The following is a 17,863-nucleotide window of genomic DNA, read 5'->3' as shown; positions in this document are numbered from 1 at the left end:
ATTCACTCTCCTTAGTCCAAATGCGTGATATAGGTGCACAATCCCGATCATTTTCCATGTTATAGAGATTAACCCCTTCATTTCTGCCCATATCTTAACATATCCTGCTTTCGTCAACATCTGCGAACATCAGAATCACCCGCCCAACAACAAAGCTCATACCGTCTCACGTTTTTAAACAAACAAAACATCAAAAGACCGTCCTCAACAGAGGCGGTCTTTGATCTTTGATGATTTAATTGCATTTCGGAAAATGAAAGGCTTCTTTGACACTGCTCAATACTTGAATCGTTGTATCATGCGTTGCAGTTGTTCAGCCATGGAGGACAGGCCACGAGCGGATGAAGAAATCTGCTCCATTGCTGCCAGTTGCTCTTCTGATGAAGCGGCGACCTCCTCGGAAGTTGCGGCATTGTCCGAAGCGATGCCTGCAAGTTCATTAGACATAGCGGATACTTCCTGTACTCCTGCCGTGATTTCTTGTGAAGTAGCTGCAATCTCTTCAATCTGAGGTGTCGTTTCCCGCATGCTATCCATAATAAGCTCAAACTTGTGGATTGCCTCTGTTGAGATCTCCATACCCTCTCCAACTTCATTTGTCACTTTCTCCATCATACGAACGGAAGCCGCTATATCTTCATGGACTGCCGTCGTCAGCACAGCAATTTCATTGACGGAATGTCCAGATTGCTCTGCCAGTTTGCGAACTTCGGCTGCAACAACAGCGAATCCGTTCCCATGCGAACCTGCACGTGCAGCCTCAATGGATGCATTGAGAGCGAGGAGGTTCGTCTGCTTGGCCATACTTCCGATTAACTCCGTGATCGCTGAGATTTTATGTGATCTTTCGTATAACGCATGAATCATCTGACTCGTCTGTGCTACCGTTTCTTGAATCGATTGCATCTGACCCACGGTCTGTTTGACTGTGTTACCGCCTTCTTCTGCCTGTACGTTCGTTTGTCTAGCCAAATCAGCGACTTCTATCGATCGTTCGGCAATGCGTGTAATCCCAATCGTAATTTCATTCATAGCCACATGATTATGTTCGATCCCCTGGGTCTGCTTCTCGGCACCCATCGCAATCTCCTGAATAGCTCGTGCTACCTGCTCACTCGCCGCACTGGTCGATTCAGCACTCTGAGTCATTTCTTCCGATGAAGTAACGACTTGACCCGCGCTTTTCTCTACATTTTGGATCAACTCACGCAGATTGTTTTGCATTTCGCCAAAAGCATTACTCAATTCACCAATCTCATCATTGCTGTCAATGGAAATGGTCTGGGTCAGATCCCCTGTACTCACCTGAATCGCCTGATCCTTCAACTGACGGATCGGTTTAATGATGGAACTCATGACCAACCAGATAATACCACTACCAATAACGAGGAAAGCTACAATAACAATGATCATACGATTCAGAATCGGTGCAGCAGCATCCTCTACTTCAGAAGAGAACATCGTACCAGCGACCTTCCATCGTGTAGATTCATTCGTAGCAAAATACATGACTCGATCCACCTGATCCACAGTGTAGTTGAAGCTGCCGGATTCATTCGTGTACACTTGTGCCCAGAAATCTTCTGTTGCATCTGTTCCAGGTTGAAGCGTCGGGTGATAGACATATTTCTCGCTGGCATCCAACAGAATCAGGTATCCCTGTTCTCCTACCTTAATTCCACTCACTAATTTACTAAGACTTGTCAAATCAAGATCCAGCTGGATTACACCTGATTGATCACGAAGTGCCTTCGAAATCGTAATCGTCATCTCACTGGTCTCGGCAGAAATATACGGATTCGTCACAATAACCTGTTGTGGACTATTCATCGCTTCTATGTACCAGGGTCTTTTCCTCGGATCGTAGTCTTCTGGCATCTCCCCATCGGAGGAATTATGAAACACCCCTGCTTCTGTCCCCAGACCAATACTTACGATATCCGTATTTTGCGCAGCATAACCCTTCAATTCCTCCAAAATCCGAGTCTCGGCATCATCCCGTTTTAATTCATCTGCGAGCATGTCTGCATAATATTCGATCTGATAACGTTTAGCATTAATCGAGAGATCAATGGTTGCACTGGCCAGGTTCACATTTTCCATTGCACTATGTAAAATTTGCTTCTCAACTTCATTTTTTGCACTGCTGTACGATAAAAATCCTATACTTAATGAAGGAATGGCCAAAAAGGCAATAAAAGCCAACACCAGCTTGGACTTAAAATTTTTATGGAGCTTGCTGAACCAGTTTGTTTTTTTCAATTTTGTCTACCTCTTTTCTCAATGAAGTTATAGTGTGATCTGTGTGACTCTCTTAGAGATGAGACTAACCCTCCTTTTCATACTATAAGTTGAAGCGTCCTTCCCTATCCTTCATCCAGATTTTTCCCTGAGTAACTATAAATTAGGTCTTAAAGCTTATAAACGACATTTTTTTCAACATAAAACCACTTGATTTTTCATAGAAAATAATTCTTTTGAACTACTTTCATTCATTATACGCAAAAATAATACATAAAGTATGTTAGCGATATTAATAAACTGTTAAGTTTCTAAACAATTGTTAGTAGCTTGTGAATTTCATAGAAAAAAAGATCTGAGCAATAATGCTCAGATCTTAAAATTTATTGTGCATATTGATTTATCGTACTTTTCTATTCAAATGCCGGGATAACGATATCTGCGTACTTCTCTTCGAAGAACGCTTTGACTTCTGGACCCGCCATACGCTTAGCCAGCTTCTGGATGGCCTCTGAATCTTTGTTATCCTCACGTGCAACCATGGTAATGGCAAAATGGGAGTCATCCTTTTCGATCAACAATGCATCCTTTTTTGGCGTAAGGCCAAGTGGACTCGCATATGCCGGAGTCATCGCTACCAGATCAGCATCATCCATCATGCGGGCAAGCATCAACAGATCCACTTCCTGGAATTTGAAATTCTTTTTATTCTCCGTGATGTCCGCTTGCGTAGCATCGAAGCCTACACCCTCTTTGAGCTTGATCAGGCCATTTTGCTCCAGCATCACGAGAGAACGTCCGATATTCGATGGATCGTTTGCGATCGCAATCGTTGCACCTTCCGGCAGTTCATCAATGGATTTATAGTTCTTGGAGTAACCACCGTAGATCGCATTGTAGATAGGCTGTACGGCTACCAGATTAGCATTGTTCGCCTCGTTATACTGCTTCATATATGGAACATGCTGGAAGAAGTTGGCATCCACTTCCTTGTTTGCAAGTGCAGTGTTAGGCTGTACGTTATCTGATAACACGACAATCTCCAGATTGACACCGTCCTCTTTAAGGAGCGGTTTAACAATATCCAGCACATCTGTCATTGGTGGAATTAATGTAGCTATTTTCAGTGTGACTTCCTGTCCTGCTTGTGATTCTGGTTTTGCACCTTCAGCAGCCGGTGTTTCTTCTTTTTTCCCACAAGCGGATACGACCAGCATAACTGCAAGTAATGTAAGTAATAATTTTGCCTTCATTGAATGTTTACCCCTTCTCTATGTCCTTAGTTTGTGTTTCTTGATTATTCCTCGGTGTAAATGTCCTTCTTGTAACTCAGATTGCTGTTGGAGACTGCGCGCGCTTTGTTAAACACTCACTGCTGTTCTTATGACCTTCGATCCAGAAAGCGGGATAGTCGATTACCTGTAAACTGAATCATCTGCACCAGAATAATCATAATAATAATCATGAATATCATGATTTCACTTTCGAAACGCTGGTAACCGTAGCGAATGGCAAAATCGCCAACTCCGCCGCCACCTACGATTCCCATGACTGTAGAATATGATATAAAACTGATCGTTGCCGTGGTAAGTCCCAGTACAAGACCCGATCTAGCCTCCACATACAGGAATTTAAAGACAAGCTGCACCGTCGAGGCTCCCATAGACGAGGCCGCCTCAATTACACCCTTCGGCACGTCGAGCAGAGCCTGCTCGACCAAGCGGGCATAATAAGCGATAGCGATAACTGACAGAGGCACCGTCGCAGCTAACGTACCGATGGATGTGCCAACAACCATACGAGTGAATGGAATCATAAATACGACTAGCAGCAAGAACGGAAAGGAACGAATAATATTAACGAGACTTCCTAACACCGTAAATAATACTCGATTCTGATATCGCTGCCCTCTCCGAAACAGGTACAATAACGTCCCGAGAGGTAAACCAACCAAAATAGCTGCTGTAATGGAAATCCCCACCATTACAAATGTCTCACCAATGGCCTGCCATATCTCGTCCTGATATTTAAGCACAGACTCTGGTAACATCATCGTTCGCCCTCCTGTTCCGTCAGATGCTGGGCAACAGGTTCCGTTCCTGCGAAGTCTTCACCTGCAAGCAATGAAGTGAGCAGATCGGGCTGTGGAGCCGGGATGCTGCGAACTTCGGAGTCAGACAGGGTTCGTACAATCTGCCCCTCCTTCATCACCGAAATCCGATGACATAATCTACGAGCCACTTCCATCTCATGGGTAACAATCACAATTGTCATGCCCATTGTCTCGTTCACATGACGCAGCACATCTAGTATTCCACCTGTTGTTTGCGGGTCAAGCGAGGATGTTGGCTCATCGCAGAGCAATACAGCCGGATGATTGGCAAGTGCTCTGGCAATGGCCACACGCTGTTTCTGCCCTCCGCTGAGCTGAGCAGGATACTGATGTGCCTTATCCTCCAGGCCCACGAATCGCAACATCTCCATTCCACGCTCTCGCCGCTCTGAACGTGATATCCCCGCCAGTTCTAGCGGCATGCTCACATTGCCCAGCACTGTCCGGTTACTGACAAGATTGTAATGTTGGAAGATCATACCGATCGATTGCCGAGCCTTGCGAAGGTCTCGCTCTTTCATTCCTTCTAAATGTTGACCATTCACAATAACTTCTCCGCTATCAGGTTGCTCCAAACCGTTGATCATCCGCAGCAAGGTAGACTTGCCCGCGCCGCTGGAGCCAATTATACCATGAATCTCGCCCCGGCCCACTTCTAGTGAGACGGACTGCAAAGCTTGGAATCCCTGATCGGCATCGGGACCCCGTTCGTTGAATCTTTTACTTACACCATATAATGAAATCATGGAGATTCCCTCCCGTGAAAAATCATGTATGGTTCTTTCAGAAATCTTTCAAGAACACATGAAGAAAGCCCGCACAGCCGATATCCGGAGCGCGAGCAGTCCTATCCATTTATAATATAGCAACATGACGACCGAAACAAGCTCTTAGGGGGAGATCGTTACTTCAATCCGCTGACTGGAAATGCACGGAAGTGTCCATTAGCTGATCCGATGTACACCTGAACGTCGATTCGATTGATCATGCCATTCTTGGCGTCCCGATCCCGATGCTCCGGGGTACCCATGACTACATCATGTATACGCCCCAGCAAAACTCCGGTCTTTTTATCCATCACCAGTAAATCATCATACAATGGAAGCAGCAGGCGTTCTCCGATCAACAGATAGCTGCCCTGGTTAGTAGAAGACGGGCTGGCACCAATAGATGCCTTAGCACTCCAGACAGTCTCCCCCGTACGATATTTGAGAGCCGCAGGATATCCGTTCATGATTACATAGATTTGATTTTCTTCCACCAGTCCCCGTTCAATCTTCGCTTTAAGGATCCAGGAGGTCTTCCCTGTATTCGGATCAAATAAGGATGTCGTATAGTCTACATACTCACCATAAAGATATCCTTTTTTATTTTCACGAATTAGCACCCTACCATCATTCAGCACTTCTAATTGCTGGCCTGCACGAGCAGGGAAATGAGAAAGTTTCTTGCCTGAGGTCAGATCGAGCAGCACCCATTGATCATCTAATAGCATCCAGCGTTGAAGTGAGACTGATCCAAAGGGATCATCACGATAGATGCCATCAAAATAAGGATTATTTTCAATATGATCTATCGTGGATGGTTCTGCTTTAATCTGCCATATCGTCCGTCCTGTTAGAGGATCTGCGGCAATCAACTGGTCTCCCTCCCGATACAAAACGTAGGGCTCATCGGCACTCCGATTAACCAATTGATAACCTGCCGTTAACTTCTTGCTCCATAACCGTTTACCGTTTGAACTATTCAGTACATGAATCCATCCTTTGCTGGAGCCTTCGTCTGCCGAGGTATCCACTATAACTACATTTCGGGCAGCCTGAATGCCATTTACCTTCGGTATATCGTTAACAGTATTCTTCTTGTTCGTACTGTTATTTCGCTTCTTACCTTTCTCGGTTTTATATTCCCATAGAAGCTTTCCGTCTTTGAGGTTGATGTGACGCACACGATCCAGATATTGCTTACGATTCGTGTCATAACTTGTGAATAGCGTAACGGCATCTCGCTTCGTATTTAAAAGCGCTTGAGCAGGGCCATATCCGTTATGAATCCTCCACAACGTTTTTCCTGTATACCGATCCAGCGCGTAGTAGGAATCATCATGATGCATACCGCTGAATCCACCATCATCTCCTTTCATTAGAAGTACTTCATCTGTCCCTGCTTGTAAAAAAGTATAGTTCAGATCCCCTTGATTCACCCATGTAGGCTTCCAAGATAGCGTTTGTGGAATAGACTTACCAGCGACAATCTGAGTAATATAAGGAGTTACGCGATGGGTAAGTTTCATCTGATCCACTGCAACGTGATTATCTTCTCGTTCACTGAATAATGGCAAACCTTCTTGTAAAATTATTCGTTCTCCCTTTGTATAGGAGTCTTTGACAGAGATCTGTTCGGTTGAGTCTGGAGATAACGTTGAGGTTGAGGTCGTTGAAACGGTGTCCAATGTATTCTTTTGAGCTTCTGGCATTATGCATCCTGTTAGCAACATCACGCCGATCCCCGTTAGGATCATACTGCAAATCTGAACTACCGTTTGACAGCGAGACCTCTTCATCACATGCATTCATCTCCCACATAGACGTATTTTCATGTAAAACACTCTTTATGTTGAAAAGTTACACCTCATCTACAAAGATATCGAAAAATTCATAACGGCTATGACTTTGAAGTTTAATATGAAAAATTTGGGTTAATATTTTTAGGGATGTTCCAATAATATGCAACTTTTGGGATAGTCAGCCCGTCTAATGTTTGAAAGGAGAATGATCATGAAAAAAACAACACCTTCTAACACTCCTGTATGGAAGCAAAAGAAGTGGAAAATGATGCTTGCCGCCTCGATTTTAACCGCAGGAGCGGCACCTGCCCTATTCACTCCAACGGTGGCTGAAGCAGCTGCAACGGTTAAACCAACAGCTTATATTAATAATGTGCCTGCAGAATATGATGTAGTCATCCGTCAAGGTGTCACCTACATCGCACTGACTGAACTTCAATTTCTTGGAGACTACACTTTCGGATATGATAATAAAAGCAAACAAATCAGCATCAAGGCCGGCAGTGACAAGTACGTGTTAACACCGAATAGCAAAACTATGAAGAAAAACGGAACCAATGCAACCCTGTCTTCTGCTCCAATCCTAGTTAAAGGAAAAGCCATGCTGCCACTTCGTGCCATTGGTGAAACGTTTGGCGCACAAGTACGATGGGATCAAGTTGCGAAAGAAGCTTACATCTACAATACCAATGCTTCGGCAGTTAAAGATTACAACGGTTCCGATCTGACAGTTGCCCGTGAAGCAGCGCTGCAATTGCCACGTTTCTCGAATCTCGGTCAACCTCGTCTGCAATTAAAAAATCCACTTGGTCCAACAGATTCAAATACCAAATATATTTTTGAACAAGGCAAAAAAGACCGTTTCTTCATGATTCAGGATAACGATCTGGTGAGCTATTATACCATTGCTAACGGCAGTGCCATGCTGAAATGGCAAGCAAATCTGGGCAAACAAGCTGGAATTATCGGTGATCTGTTCTTTATCAAAACCAAATCCGTAGCTGAAGCTGGAACCCGACCTTCTGTCGCGGGTAAAACCCTTGTATCTTTCAAATATTCCCGTATGGCGGATGAAACAACTTATGAAATCATCAACAAATCTGGCTCGGTAAAAAGCGGCACTGTTGCTTCGCCCGAAGGTAAAATAATTGTAGAGGTTCCTGGGGAGAAGTAATTTTCGTTTGTAAAGAAAACACGGTGTATTCCAATGTACACTGCCAATAAACCAAAAAAACGGGAGAAGCTGTATTCTATGCTTCTCTCGTTTTGGTATGTTTACATATGTGCGGCATAGATAGATAAATGATCGAGATCAAAGCCTATGTCACTTTTTTGCACCCGCTCGAATCAATATTTCTTCAATTTCCTTAAAGCCTTTAGCTCGGGCATGACGGAGAGGAGACACCCCATCACCATCAGCTAAGTTTACATCTGCTCCGTGATGAATGAGTAATTCGATCGTTTCCTGCTGTCGTTCATTGCCATCGTTTAGAATAATCGCCTCCAGCAGCGCTGTCCACCCTAAACGATTTACATGATTCACGTCTATCGAGGTTTGAGTCAGAAGCTCTCGAACTACTTCTACGTATCCATGCTCCGAAGCGGGTATAAGTGCAGTTCCTCCGTAACGATTCGTTATGGTAGGGTCTGCTCCTGCCTGAATAGTCAGCTTTAAAATATCCAGATATCCCTCAGCACCTGCATACAGAAACGGACTATTTAACATATGATCTTGTATGTTCACATCTGCACCTGCCTCAATTAACTTTTGGGCAGATTGCACATCATGATTATAGGTTGCAATCATCAGTGGTGTTCTACCGTCCTGATCCTGAACCTGTACATTCGCTCCCTGCTGAATAAGCTTCTCTATGCTTTCCTTATCTTTTGCCTCAGCAGCACTCAATAATTGTTGATCTAGTGAAGCCATGTTCTTCCCCTCTTTCGAGTCACTGTTCTCATATGTACAACCTTGTATAAGCAGTACACAGCTGACCAGAATGATCCATACTATATTTTTGTTCATACGACCTCCTTACTGCTCTACACTACAATAATGGATTACTGCACCCCTTTTTAACCATGCAATTGGTGAGTTAGTACACATGTTATCACAAGATACTTCTTATTTCCCTATGGGTAATCTAAGATTCTACTATATTGCCACACAGTTAGAAAACAGAAAAACAGGTTGAAGCAGCACCCTCCTCTGCTTCAACCTGTTTGATGCATGTCCTTTTTCAACCAAAAGTAACATGCCTATGAATACAACGAACTTTTAATGAACGCAATGATTGAATAGGTTGACTGATGGATAGACCAAGACTGATGAATCAAATCAGTAATTACATCTTAGCCATAGGACCATTGCAGTCTAATACTGTGTATTGCCGGACTGGCTCGTTTTACCTGAAGCGAATCCTTTAAAGAGCGTCGGCACTTTGGAATAACGTGTATTAGTGATTCGCCCTTGTGTGCTGCTGCTATCTGTACGCATTATAGAATCTTTCACATTTGAAATATCTGAGCTATCCAGCGTCATATTAACCGCGTAGGACGTTCCTCCATTTTGCCGCACCAGTTTGCCAATATCATCCGCTCTGAAATTTTTGATATTGATCGTACCCGAAGCATTCATCTGGAACACTTTGTCGTACGCTTTATATGCTGCACCGCCTGTAATATTGACCGTTCCAGAGGATTTCAGTGTCAATGCGTCCTCTCCCACATCCTGCCACACGACATTTGAAATATTGCAGTTACCATAACAATGTACACCGTCTGCTGCTGGCGCACCGATGATGACATTTTTCAGTGTAGCACCTGCTTCCAAACGAAAGACTGGCTTCTGATTCTCGGCTTGAGATCCATCGCCCAAGGTAGATGGGTTGGCCACAAAAGTTTTCCCCTGACCATCATATGTCGTACCTTTAGGTACAACAATCGTTGAATTCACAACGGTTGGCGCGGCCGCCGCAGGCATAGCACCAAATATAGAAGCTACCAGACCAGCGGACAACAACAGTGTTAACATCTTTTTCATCATCAACATCCTCCCTTAATATGAATGGATTCGTCTGCAAGCCACAGGCTTGTCTCACGGAACCGAAGAAGTGAAGAAGTTCATCACTACCCGGGACCTGACCTTATCCTACAAAAAAAAGAAGATTACAGGAATAATCTTTAGATCAGATTTACATTATTTAGCATCAAATCAGATGATGCTTTGACCGTTATCACATATGGTTTTGTTGAGTTATACCGATATTAACTGGCGATATGCTGTTTTTATCTCTCTAGTATCCCATACATTGTTTGTAACACTGGGCATCTGGGCTATACTTTGTCCTGGATAATGATGTACCCTCGAATATGCATGTTTACTGTATGCTTCTTCCTGAAGCAAGCCTTAAGCTCCGGCTCCGAACCGCTGACGGTATCCACACTTCCGGCACAGTTCCTCTACAGCTTCTCGTTTAGAAAAACCATAGACCAGATTGTTCGCCCGCTCCCCATCCACAATTTCAGAAAAAGATTTCTCATGGATATTACCAAGGTTGATTACACCTTCTCCATCCAGGCAGCATGGAACGACGGTTCCATCCACCAGTACAGCGGCTTGATTACGCAACGCATGACAGAAGCCTTTGCCATCATCTTCAGGTGCATCCAGACTTGGCCACTGGAATTCATGATCCTGATTCAGGTATACATTGGGTGCAATTTTTACGCCACTACCCGGAACGACCTTTTCTTCAATCTTAAAATCCAGATTAAATTCTCGCTCCAGCACCTCAAGTGTCTCTCGATTTCGGTTCATCTGAGCATTCGTAAAATTATCCTGGGTAAGGTTCCATAGTCGGAATGAAACAATAACATTATGTTTCACGGCTTCACGAACAAAAGACAAAATGTTGCCCAGATAGCCCTCACGATCCGTAGAACCTTCATGTCCGTCGAAGCTGTGTAGCGAGAAATTCATCTGTCTCAGAGCAGGTTTACCTAATAATTTATGCTGCGTTTTAGGTAATAATGTGCCATTCGTCGTAATGTTTACTTTAAAACCTTTGGCATGGGCCATATCCAGCAACAGGTCAATTTTCGGATGAAGCAATGGCTCCCCTTTCACATGCAGATAAATATGTTTGGTATGCGGTTTAATTTGATCCAATATATGATTAAAAACTTCAGGGTCGATAAATCCTTTGGCGCGCTTCGTTTGTGGACAAAAGCTGCATGCCAGATTACAGATACTGGTGATCTCAATATATACTTTCTTGAACGTTTTCAACTCAGGGTCCCCATTCTGCCGGGAGGAACAACTGTCCTGCCCTCATTCGTAGTACGGCCATATGAGCCATTCTCCATTATATCGGGTTAGTGAGCTAAGGTAAATCGGAATAGCGGATCAATAGAAGATCCAGTACATCTCCACTCCAGTTTCAAGACGTAAATGCCAGCACTCTTTACATAGGAGCAGGATGTGATATATGCTGGGGACATAACTTCATAATTTAACATTTGCACTGGGGGAGCCTTGCGGCTGAGACGAATCGTACATTCGGACCCTTTGAACCTGATCTGGATCATACCAGCGGAGGGAAGTGGAGCGGCTTTTATGAATAGTAGGTTTCCCCTCTATCTAACATGGGGAACCACTTCAATGTTTAACCTATAGCTCTGCTCATTTCTCCGGAAATGGGTAGGGCTTTTTTATATTTGGTGATTATTGTCGATGCGTAGGCTGTAATCCAATATGCACTTCTGCTTGCTGATTCTCGCCCTATGGATTGTCTGGATTAGAACATGGCTCACTTTGTACGTTTGTCTCTCATATCCCGAGTAACTAGATCAAGGAGGTAATGAAGATGTCTTATCTTGAACGTGTACGTACGCGGAATCCTTTGGTTCATAATATTACGAATCTTGTCGTTGCACCCTTTACAGCGAATGGTCTGCTGGCTCTTGGTGCCTCACCGTTTATGGCCTACGCCCATGAAGAAGTTGCTGACGTAGCCCGCATAGCGGGAGCAGTCGTCCTGAACATCGGTACTTTGGATGAAAGGGTTGTTCAATCTATACGTCTGGCAGGACAATCCGCCAATGCTCATCATGTGCCTGTCGTACTTGATCCTGTTGGCGCAGGAGCCACGACATATCGCACGGATACGGCCCAGATGCTGGTTCGCGAGCTTCATCTCACGGTATTACGCGGCAATATTGCCGAAGTTGCCCATGTCATTGGTGTACCTTGGACGATCAAAGGTGTGGACGCAGGAGCTGGCGAGGGTGACCGGATCGACATTGCAGAGCGGGCAGCGAAGCAACTGAATTGTATTGTCGTCATTACCGGCCAAAACGATATCATTACAGACGGACTTCGTACGTTCCTTGCAAACAACGGACATCCCATGCTCACCCAAGTAACTGGCGCTGGCTGTCTTTTAAGCTCAGTCATTGGTGCTTTTGCTGCGATTGCAGATCAGGATGACGATTTATTGCGCTGTGTAGCCGAGGCAGTAGCTTTCTACGGGGTCGCCGCTGAACAAGCTGCAGCACGAACAGGTCATCAGGGGCCTGGCAGCTTCCAGATTGAATTATTAAATCAATTAGCACAGGTGACACCCGCACACCTTTTGCAGCATGCACAAATTCATGAAATTCGTGGAGGTGTACGATGACTATTGTACAAGCATTAACGATTGCCGGGTCTGATAACGGCGGCGGTGCCGGAATTCAGGCTGATCTCAAAACCTTTCAGGAGCTTGGCGTATACGGAATGACAGTAATTACAGCGATCGCTGCACAGAACACAACGGGTGTTCAAGGCGTTTACCCCATCAGTTACGATGGTATCGTCCAGCAGCTCGATTCTACGGGCGTTGACTTTCAGCCGTGTGCGGTCAAGACGGGCATGCTGTATAATGCCGAGATTATTCGTCTTGTCGCAACAAAATGGCAGCAGTACGGCTGGACCAATCTCGTGATTGATCCTGTTATGGTTGCCAAAGGCGGTGCACCTCTCCTTCAGCAAGAGGCTGTGCAGGCACTTGTTCAGGAGTTGCTGCCCCATGCCCTGATTACTACGCCCAACATTCCCGAAGCTGAACTACTCACCGGGATGTCTATTCGGAACCTGAGCGAGCGAGAGGAAGCTGCGAAGCAATTGGTGCAGATGGGTACAGCATATGCCTTAGTTAAGGGAGGACATGATGTGGACAGCGGTATGGTTGTCGATGTCATGTATGACGGGAAAACCTTTCATTATCTTGAGAACCTCCGTGTCGTTACACGTCATACACACGGAACCGGGTGCACGTTCTCTGCTGCGATTACGGCCGAACTGGCGAAGGGTTCTCCTGTACTAGCTGCCGTTACGACCGCGCGAGCATTCATTCAGGCAGCCATTGAAGATGAGCTGGGATTCGGGGCCGGGCATGGACCAACGAATCACTTTGCGTATCAGCGGAGACAGCGGGGTGAACGCTGATGCACGTATGGGATGTGGAGACGGTGCGTCGCGCTCTGCAATTATATTTAGTCATGGGTAGCGTCAATACGACGCGTGACCCTGTGGAGGTGCTGCGCCAAGCCATTGCTGGCGGCATTACGCTATTCCAGTTCCGTGAGAAGGGAACTGGCGCTCTGACAGGCGAAGCCCGCACAGCGCTTGCGTTGCGGCTTCGCGAGGTGTGCAGCCAGCACGGGATACCGTTCATCGTGAACGATGATGTGGAGCTGGCTGTGGAGGTAGAGGCCGACGGTGTACACGTCGGCCAAGACGATGCGGACGCGGCGCTGGTACGCGCCCGCATTGGAGAAGGGCGGATGCTTGGCGTATCCGCCCACTCCGCCCTGGAAGCCCGCCGTGCCGTGCAGGCGGGCGCAGACTATCTTGGCGTCGGACCCATGTATCCGACGCGCTCCAAAGCGGATGCCCACGCTGTGCTGGGCCCCGCTGGAGTTGCGGAACTGCGCGCCGCAGGCATCGCAGTTCCGGTAGTCGGTATCGGCGGCATTACGCCCGATACCGTGGCCGCTGTGATGGCGGCTGGAGCCGACGGCGTAGCCGTCATCTCCGCCATCGCAGGTGCGGCCGATGTACGCGCAGCGGCGGCACAGCTCGCTGCGATCCTGAACAGGGAGCAGGCATAGCCGCGCTCCCCGCAGATCAAGAGAAGGCTGCAGACCAGCGGTTTCTGCAGCCTTCTTTATGCAATTCAATTTCCTTCTCGTCAACTGCCAACGTAAGTTTTCAACGTCAAGTTCTGATGTGATCTTTTAAAGTCAACTTCACACTTCCATATAGACGAAACTCCTTAGCTCCATCGGGGCTAACAACTCCCTATCTCCTATTTCCTGTCTGCACTAGCCTCTTTTGTTACATCTATACTCCATCCAAAATCTTGGACACGTTCTATGTACTTCAGCTTGTTAAGCATCACATGTAATTGTCGGAGCTTCTGGTATCTTTTCTGGATTTAAAAGATAATACAATGAACATGTTGACTCTCACGTAACGTGACATTGTACAATTCATGTTGTAAGGAGGTTTACTTATGGCCATGAAAGTAAAAGAAGTCTCCGAACTTGTATCCATCAGTGTGCGCACACTGCATCACTATGACGAGATCGGGTTGCTTGTCCCGGATGAGACTACCGCTGCCGGATATCGAATGTATTCCGATGCCAATCTGGAACGATTACAGCAGATCCTGTTTTTCAAAGAGCTTGGTTTTTCGCTAAAAGAAATCAAAAATATTATAGATGACCCCGCCTTTGATGCAGAGGAAGCACTGCATATGCATAAGCTCATTTTGCTGGAAAAACGCCAGCGTCTGGATCAAATCATCGCAACGATCGATAAAACCGTATTACACCTGAGAGGAGAAATTCAAATGACTGCTAAAGAACAATTCCAAGGCTTTAATTTTAGTGATAATCCGTACGAACAGGAAGCTCGTCAACGCTGGGGTGACCATGCCATCGATGAGGCAAACCGCAAAACAGTTCATCAACCTGCGGATAAACAAAAAGAGCTGTCTGAGCAGATGAACGACATCTTCAGACGTTTGGCAGCACTTCGCCACACTGCACCTGAGTCTGCAGAAGTACAGGCCGAGATGAAACAATGGTACCTGTATCTGAACCAAATTGGAAGCTATTCTCCAGAAGCCTTCAAAGTACTTGGTCAGATGTATGTAGAAGATGAACGTTTCACACGGAATATAGACCAATTTGGTGAGGGTCTGGCACAATTCATGTGTAATGCCATGGCTGTATATGCTGACCAGCACCAATAACAAAAGGACGTAACGCCTAAGGCGTTACGTCCTTTTGGATCTTAGCGTACTCCGGCCGCAATGTGAATCATCCTGGTTGTCGATGTCCACTCCGAAATTCGCCCTGATCCCTAATTCTATTCTAATTATGTTTTGCTCTTTGCTTTCCTTTTGCAGCTATACTCTGTAGCATTCATATTCCTGTTTTACTACGGACGCATCGCATTCTGCACCATTGACCAGATCTTATGCTTTTGGGGTTTGATCCGATGCTTGATTAGATGCTTGCTCCGAGGTAGGTGCTTCTGAGGCCATGCTCGTTTTTGCCATCCGCCCTGGAATTTGCCAAGCAGACAGGACAGCTAAACCGATGAACAACAGATCTGTAGGTTCACTAAAATACTCCTGGATGGTTTCAATAAAAGCACTAATCATTTCTCCATCAAACACCAGTTTCAGCACACTGGCATCCGTAAGCAATTCCGATGTAAAATAAACCACCGTCAAGTATTTACCGAGCAAAATGCCCACTAGCGAAAAAATAATAGCAATTATCTTGTGCACAGTTGCAATTTGTTTGTTCGAGAACAACACGACAGCGTACCCGCACAGCACGCCAACCAGTATCGCAATTAGTCCAACCTCATACTCCGTCATAGCTGCAACGGTAGCCCATACCACACCTCCCAGTATGGCAGCAATCAAACCCCCGATGATCGGCATCCCGATTTTAATCCCTTGCTTTTCTTCCACGATGTCTTTCCCTCCTGAGTCATCCTTATACTATATTTCCAGAATTCACCTCTCCTATCGAACCACAAAAAACTTCAAATTTCAACAACTTTCTATATTTTAATACTAAAATACAGACAATTGCGCCTACCTCATTACCATATCCTCATTTTTAATACAATTTCACCATTAAAAAACACCTCTTCTACAGCCTGAACACTGTAAAAGAGGTGCCTATTTCTAATAACCTTTATTTCATTAATAATTAATATAAAATTATACCTGAGCTTCCTTAGAGGGTTTGATAACCGTTGCAATTTTCTCCAGAATAGTATCAACCGAAGCCGGGTCATGTACATCATATTCATCGATGTTTAGACGTAGCACAGGGCACGCTGTAAACTGGTCAATCCACACGGAATAGCGCTCATGCATATGTTCCCAATACGAGCGGTCTGTCTGAATCTCCATCTCACGTCCACGTTCCGTAATCCGGTTCAGAATCGATGGCAAACTGCCTTCCAGATAGATTAGAACGTCCGGGTGTGGAAAATAAGGCGTCATGACCATCGCTTCAAACAAGCTACTATAGGTCTCAAAATCGGTGGCAGACATCGTTCCCTGATCGGCATGCATCTGTGCAAAGATGCCCGTATCTTCATAGATAGAGCGATCCTGAACAAAACCGCCACCCATCTCGAAAATCTTTTTCTGCTCTTTGAAACGCTCCGCAAGGAAGTAGATTTGCAGATGAAAGCTCCATCTCTCAAAATCATGATAGAATTTTTCCAAATAGGGGTTGTGGTCAACCTGCTCCAGAGAAGTTTTGAAATTCAAACGGTCAGCCAGTGCTGCCGTCAGTGTGGATTTCCCCACCCCTACCGTACCTGCTACCGTAATTAATGCATTCGCTGGAATGCCATAGTTATTCATATGATAAGCTCCTTTACTTGATTAACAATTTGTCTGAAATGCTCCGGATGTTCTACGAAGTCAAGCTTCTCCGCATCAATTTTGAGAATAACTGGCGGATTCGAGCCATTGGCCAAATACTCCATGCCTGTTTTGTAGTCTGCTATTAACTGTTCCATATAAGCAGGATCCATGTCTTGCTCGAAGGAGCGCCCCCGTTTATTAATCCGATACATTAAAGTATCCAGCTCAGCTTCGATATAAAGTACCAGGTTCGGTTTTGGCAAGTCATCGGTTAATAGATGATAGATTTGGCGATATTTATCCCGCTTTGTTCCTTTTAAGGTACGTTCAGCAAAAATCATATTTTTATAGATATGGTAATCCGAAACGACCGGGCTGTTTTGCTCAATAAAGTGTGCACCCGTGTCCTCCAGTTGCTTGAAGCGGTTACAGAGAAAAAACATCTCGAGCTGGAAACTCCACTCATCAATATTCTGATAGAAGGAGGCCAAAAATGGATTCTCCTCAACAATTTCTTTTACCAATGGGAGGTTTAGTTCGTGGGAAAGCATTGTAGCGAGTGTTGTTTTCCCTGCTCCAATCGGACCTTCAACGGCTATAAATGGTGCTGATTTCATTCTGTTACTGTTCCTCCTCGTACGTATGCGTGTTCCGTTTCTATATAGACCCCACCTATTGTATCACAGCTAAGGGCATTGTAAGGGCAGTTATTTTATGTATAAAATAAGTCTCAGCGAAGTGACCAGCCATGCTTGTCGTGGATCTAATTTTAATTACATCTCATCTCATCTTATCTTATCTGATAATGATTAAGCATAATAATTAAGCTCCTATGCAAAAAGACACACCTGATATCATCAAGTGTGCCTTGGTTTGCTTGGCGGCTTCCTACTCTCCCAGGACCCTGCGGTCCAAGTACCATCGGCGCTAGAGGGCTTAACGGTCGTGTTCGGGATGGGTACGTGTGGAACCCCTCCGCCATCGCCACCAAAC

At 45.3% G+C, this 17,863-nt stretch carries 16 protein-coding genes, 1 rRNA gene and 1 riboswitch; of the genes, 5 read left to right on the top strand and 12 right to left on the bottom strand.

Translation table 11 applies throughout. The annotated features are described in order from the left end of the window. Positions 1-276 precede the first annotated feature (276 nt). The 5 genes from PQG66_RS22580 to PQG66_RS22560 all read right to left on the bottom strand — a co-directional run bounded on the left by PQG66_RS22580 (position 277) and on the right by PQG66_RS22560 (position 6,917). On the bottom strand, positions 277-2,262 hold the full coding sequence (locus PQG66_RS22580; RefSeq protein ID WP_272040083.1) for a methyl-accepting chemotaxis protein: 1,986 nt from the start codon (positions 2,260-2,262) through the stop codon (positions 277-279). A 392-nt stretch (positions 2,263-2,654) separates the two neighbouring features. Then, on the bottom strand, positions 2,655-3,494 hold the full coding sequence (locus tag PQG66_RS22575; protein WP_272040082.1) for a MetQ/NlpA family ABC transporter substrate-binding protein: 840 nt from the start codon (positions 3,492-3,494) through the stop codon (positions 2,655-2,657). Between the two features lie 128 nt (positions 3,495-3,622). After that, positions 3,623-4,294: a methionine ABC transporter permease gene (locus PQG66_RS22570; protein WP_272040081.1), complete on the bottom strand. Its 672-nt coding sequence runs from the start codon at positions 4,292-4,294 to the stop codon at positions 3,623-3,625. Beyond that, positions 4,291-5,100 (bottom strand): methionine ABC transporter ATP-binding protein, encoded by an 810-nt coding sequence (locus tag PQG66_RS22565; RefSeq protein ID WP_272040080.1) that lies wholly within the window; start codon positions 5,098-5,100, stop codon positions 4,291-4,293. The genes PQG66_RS22570 and PQG66_RS22565 overlap by 4 nt, the downstream gene beginning before the upstream one ends. A gap of 158 nt (positions 5,101-5,258) precedes the next feature. After that, the gene (locus tag PQG66_RS22560) at positions 5,259-6,917 is read right to left on the bottom strand and encodes an outer membrane protein assembly factor BamB family protein (RefSeq protein ID WP_272040153.1); all 1,659 of its coding nucleotides are present in this window, start codon (positions 6,915-6,917) and stop codon (positions 5,259-5,261) included. A 214-nt stretch (positions 6,918-7,131) separates the two neighbouring features. Here PQG66_RS22560 and PQG66_RS22555 point away from each other — a divergent pair, with 214 nt between their 5' ends. After that, a complete protein-coding gene (locus PQG66_RS22555; RefSeq protein WP_272040079.1) occupies positions 7,132-8,094 on the top strand; it encodes a copper amine oxidase N-terminal domain-containing protein in 963 nt (320 codons plus the stop codon). A gap of 150 nt (positions 8,095-8,244) precedes the next feature. Here the strand turns inward: PQG66_RS22555 and PQG66_RS22550 are convergent, their stop codons facing one another. The 3 genes from PQG66_RS22550 to PQG66_RS22540 all read right to left on the bottom strand — a co-directional run bounded on the left by PQG66_RS22550 (position 8,245) and on the right by PQG66_RS22540 (position 11,211). Next, positions 8,245-8,946: an ankyrin repeat domain-containing protein gene (locus PQG66_RS22550; RefSeq protein ID WP_272040078.1), complete on the bottom strand. Its 702-nt coding sequence runs from the start codon at positions 8,944-8,946 to the stop codon at positions 8,245-8,247. A 348-nt stretch (positions 8,947-9,294) separates the two neighbouring features. After that, a complete protein-coding gene (locus PQG66_RS22545; RefSeq protein ID WP_272040152.1) occupies positions 9,295-9,963 on the bottom strand; it encodes a pectate lyase in 669 nt (222 codons plus the stop codon). A 366-nt stretch (positions 9,964-10,329) separates the two neighbouring features. Continuing rightward, complete coding sequence (locus tag PQG66_RS22540) at positions 10,330-11,211, bottom strand: radical SAM/SPASM domain-containing protein (protein WP_272040077.1); 882 nt, start codon at positions 11,209-11,211, stop codon at positions 10,330-10,332. Positions 11,212-11,438: 227 nt separating this feature from the next. Next, a riboswitch (TPP riboswitch) is annotated at positions 11,439-11,540 on the top strand. A 248-nt stretch (positions 11,541-11,788) separates the two neighbouring features. Here PQG66_RS22540 and thiM point away from each other — a divergent pair. From thiM to PQG66_RS22520, 4 genes are all read left to right on the top strand, one after another. Then, on the top strand, positions 11,789-12,601 hold the full coding sequence (thiM, locus tag PQG66_RS22535; protein WP_272040076.1) for a hydroxyethylthiazole kinase: 813 nt from the start codon (positions 11,789-11,791) through the stop codon (positions 12,599-12,601). Continuing rightward, positions 12,598-13,410: a bifunctional hydroxymethylpyrimidine kinase/phosphomethylpyrimidine kinase gene (thiD, locus tag PQG66_RS22530; protein WP_272040075.1), complete on the top strand. Its 813-nt coding sequence runs from the start codon at positions 12,598-12,600 to the stop codon at positions 13,408-13,410. Before thiM ends, thiD begins: the two co-directional genes overlap by 4 nt. Beyond that, complete coding sequence (gene thiE / locus PQG66_RS22525) at positions 13,410-14,075, top strand: thiamine phosphate synthase (RefSeq protein WP_272040074.1); 666 nt, start codon at positions 13,410-13,412, stop codon at positions 14,073-14,075. The genes thiD and thiE overlap by 1 nt, the downstream gene beginning before the upstream one ends. Before the next feature lie 404 nt (positions 14,076-14,479). Continuing rightward, positions 14,480-15,223 carry a MerR family transcriptional regulator gene (locus PQG66_RS22520; protein WP_272040073.1) on the top strand — a complete coding sequence of 248 codons (744 nt, stop codon included), beginning with the start codon at positions 14,480-14,482 and terminating at the stop codon, positions 15,221-15,223. 225 nt (positions 15,224-15,448) lie between these two features. On the opposite strand, the gene PQG66_RS22515 is transcribed toward PQG66_RS22520, so the two are convergent. The 4 genes from PQG66_RS22515 to rrf form a co-directional block, all read right to left on the bottom strand. Further along, positions 15,449-15,955, bottom strand: a complete 507-nt coding sequence (locus tag PQG66_RS22515; RefSeq protein ID WP_272040072.1) for a hypothetical protein — start codon at positions 15,953-15,955, stop codon at positions 15,449-15,451. A 255-nt stretch (positions 15,956-16,210) separates the two neighbouring features. Continuing rightward, on the bottom strand, positions 16,211-16,867 hold the full coding sequence (locus PQG66_RS22510) for a deoxynucleoside kinase (RefSeq protein WP_272040071.1): 657 nt from the start codon (positions 16,865-16,867) through the stop codon (positions 16,211-16,213). Further along, positions 16,864-17,487 (bottom strand): deoxynucleoside kinase, encoded by a 624-nt coding sequence (locus tag PQG66_RS22505; protein ID WP_272040070.1) that lies wholly within the window; start codon positions 17,485-17,487, stop codon positions 16,864-16,866. The genes PQG66_RS22510 and PQG66_RS22505 overlap by 4 nt, the downstream gene beginning before the upstream one ends. 258 nt (positions 17,488-17,745) lie before the next feature. After that, positions 17,746-17,862 (bottom strand): 5S ribosomal RNA (gene rrf / locus PQG66_RS22500). Between the last annotated feature and the right edge of the window lies 1 nt (position 17,863).

The organism is Paenibacillus sp. JJ-100, assembly GCF_948329825.1.
Lineage (GTDB): Bacteria > Bacillota > Bacilli > Paenibacillales > Paenibacillaceae > Paenibacillus.
Note: the sequence above shows the minus strand (reverse complement) of the source record. Positions and strands in the feature narration are given on the sequence as shown.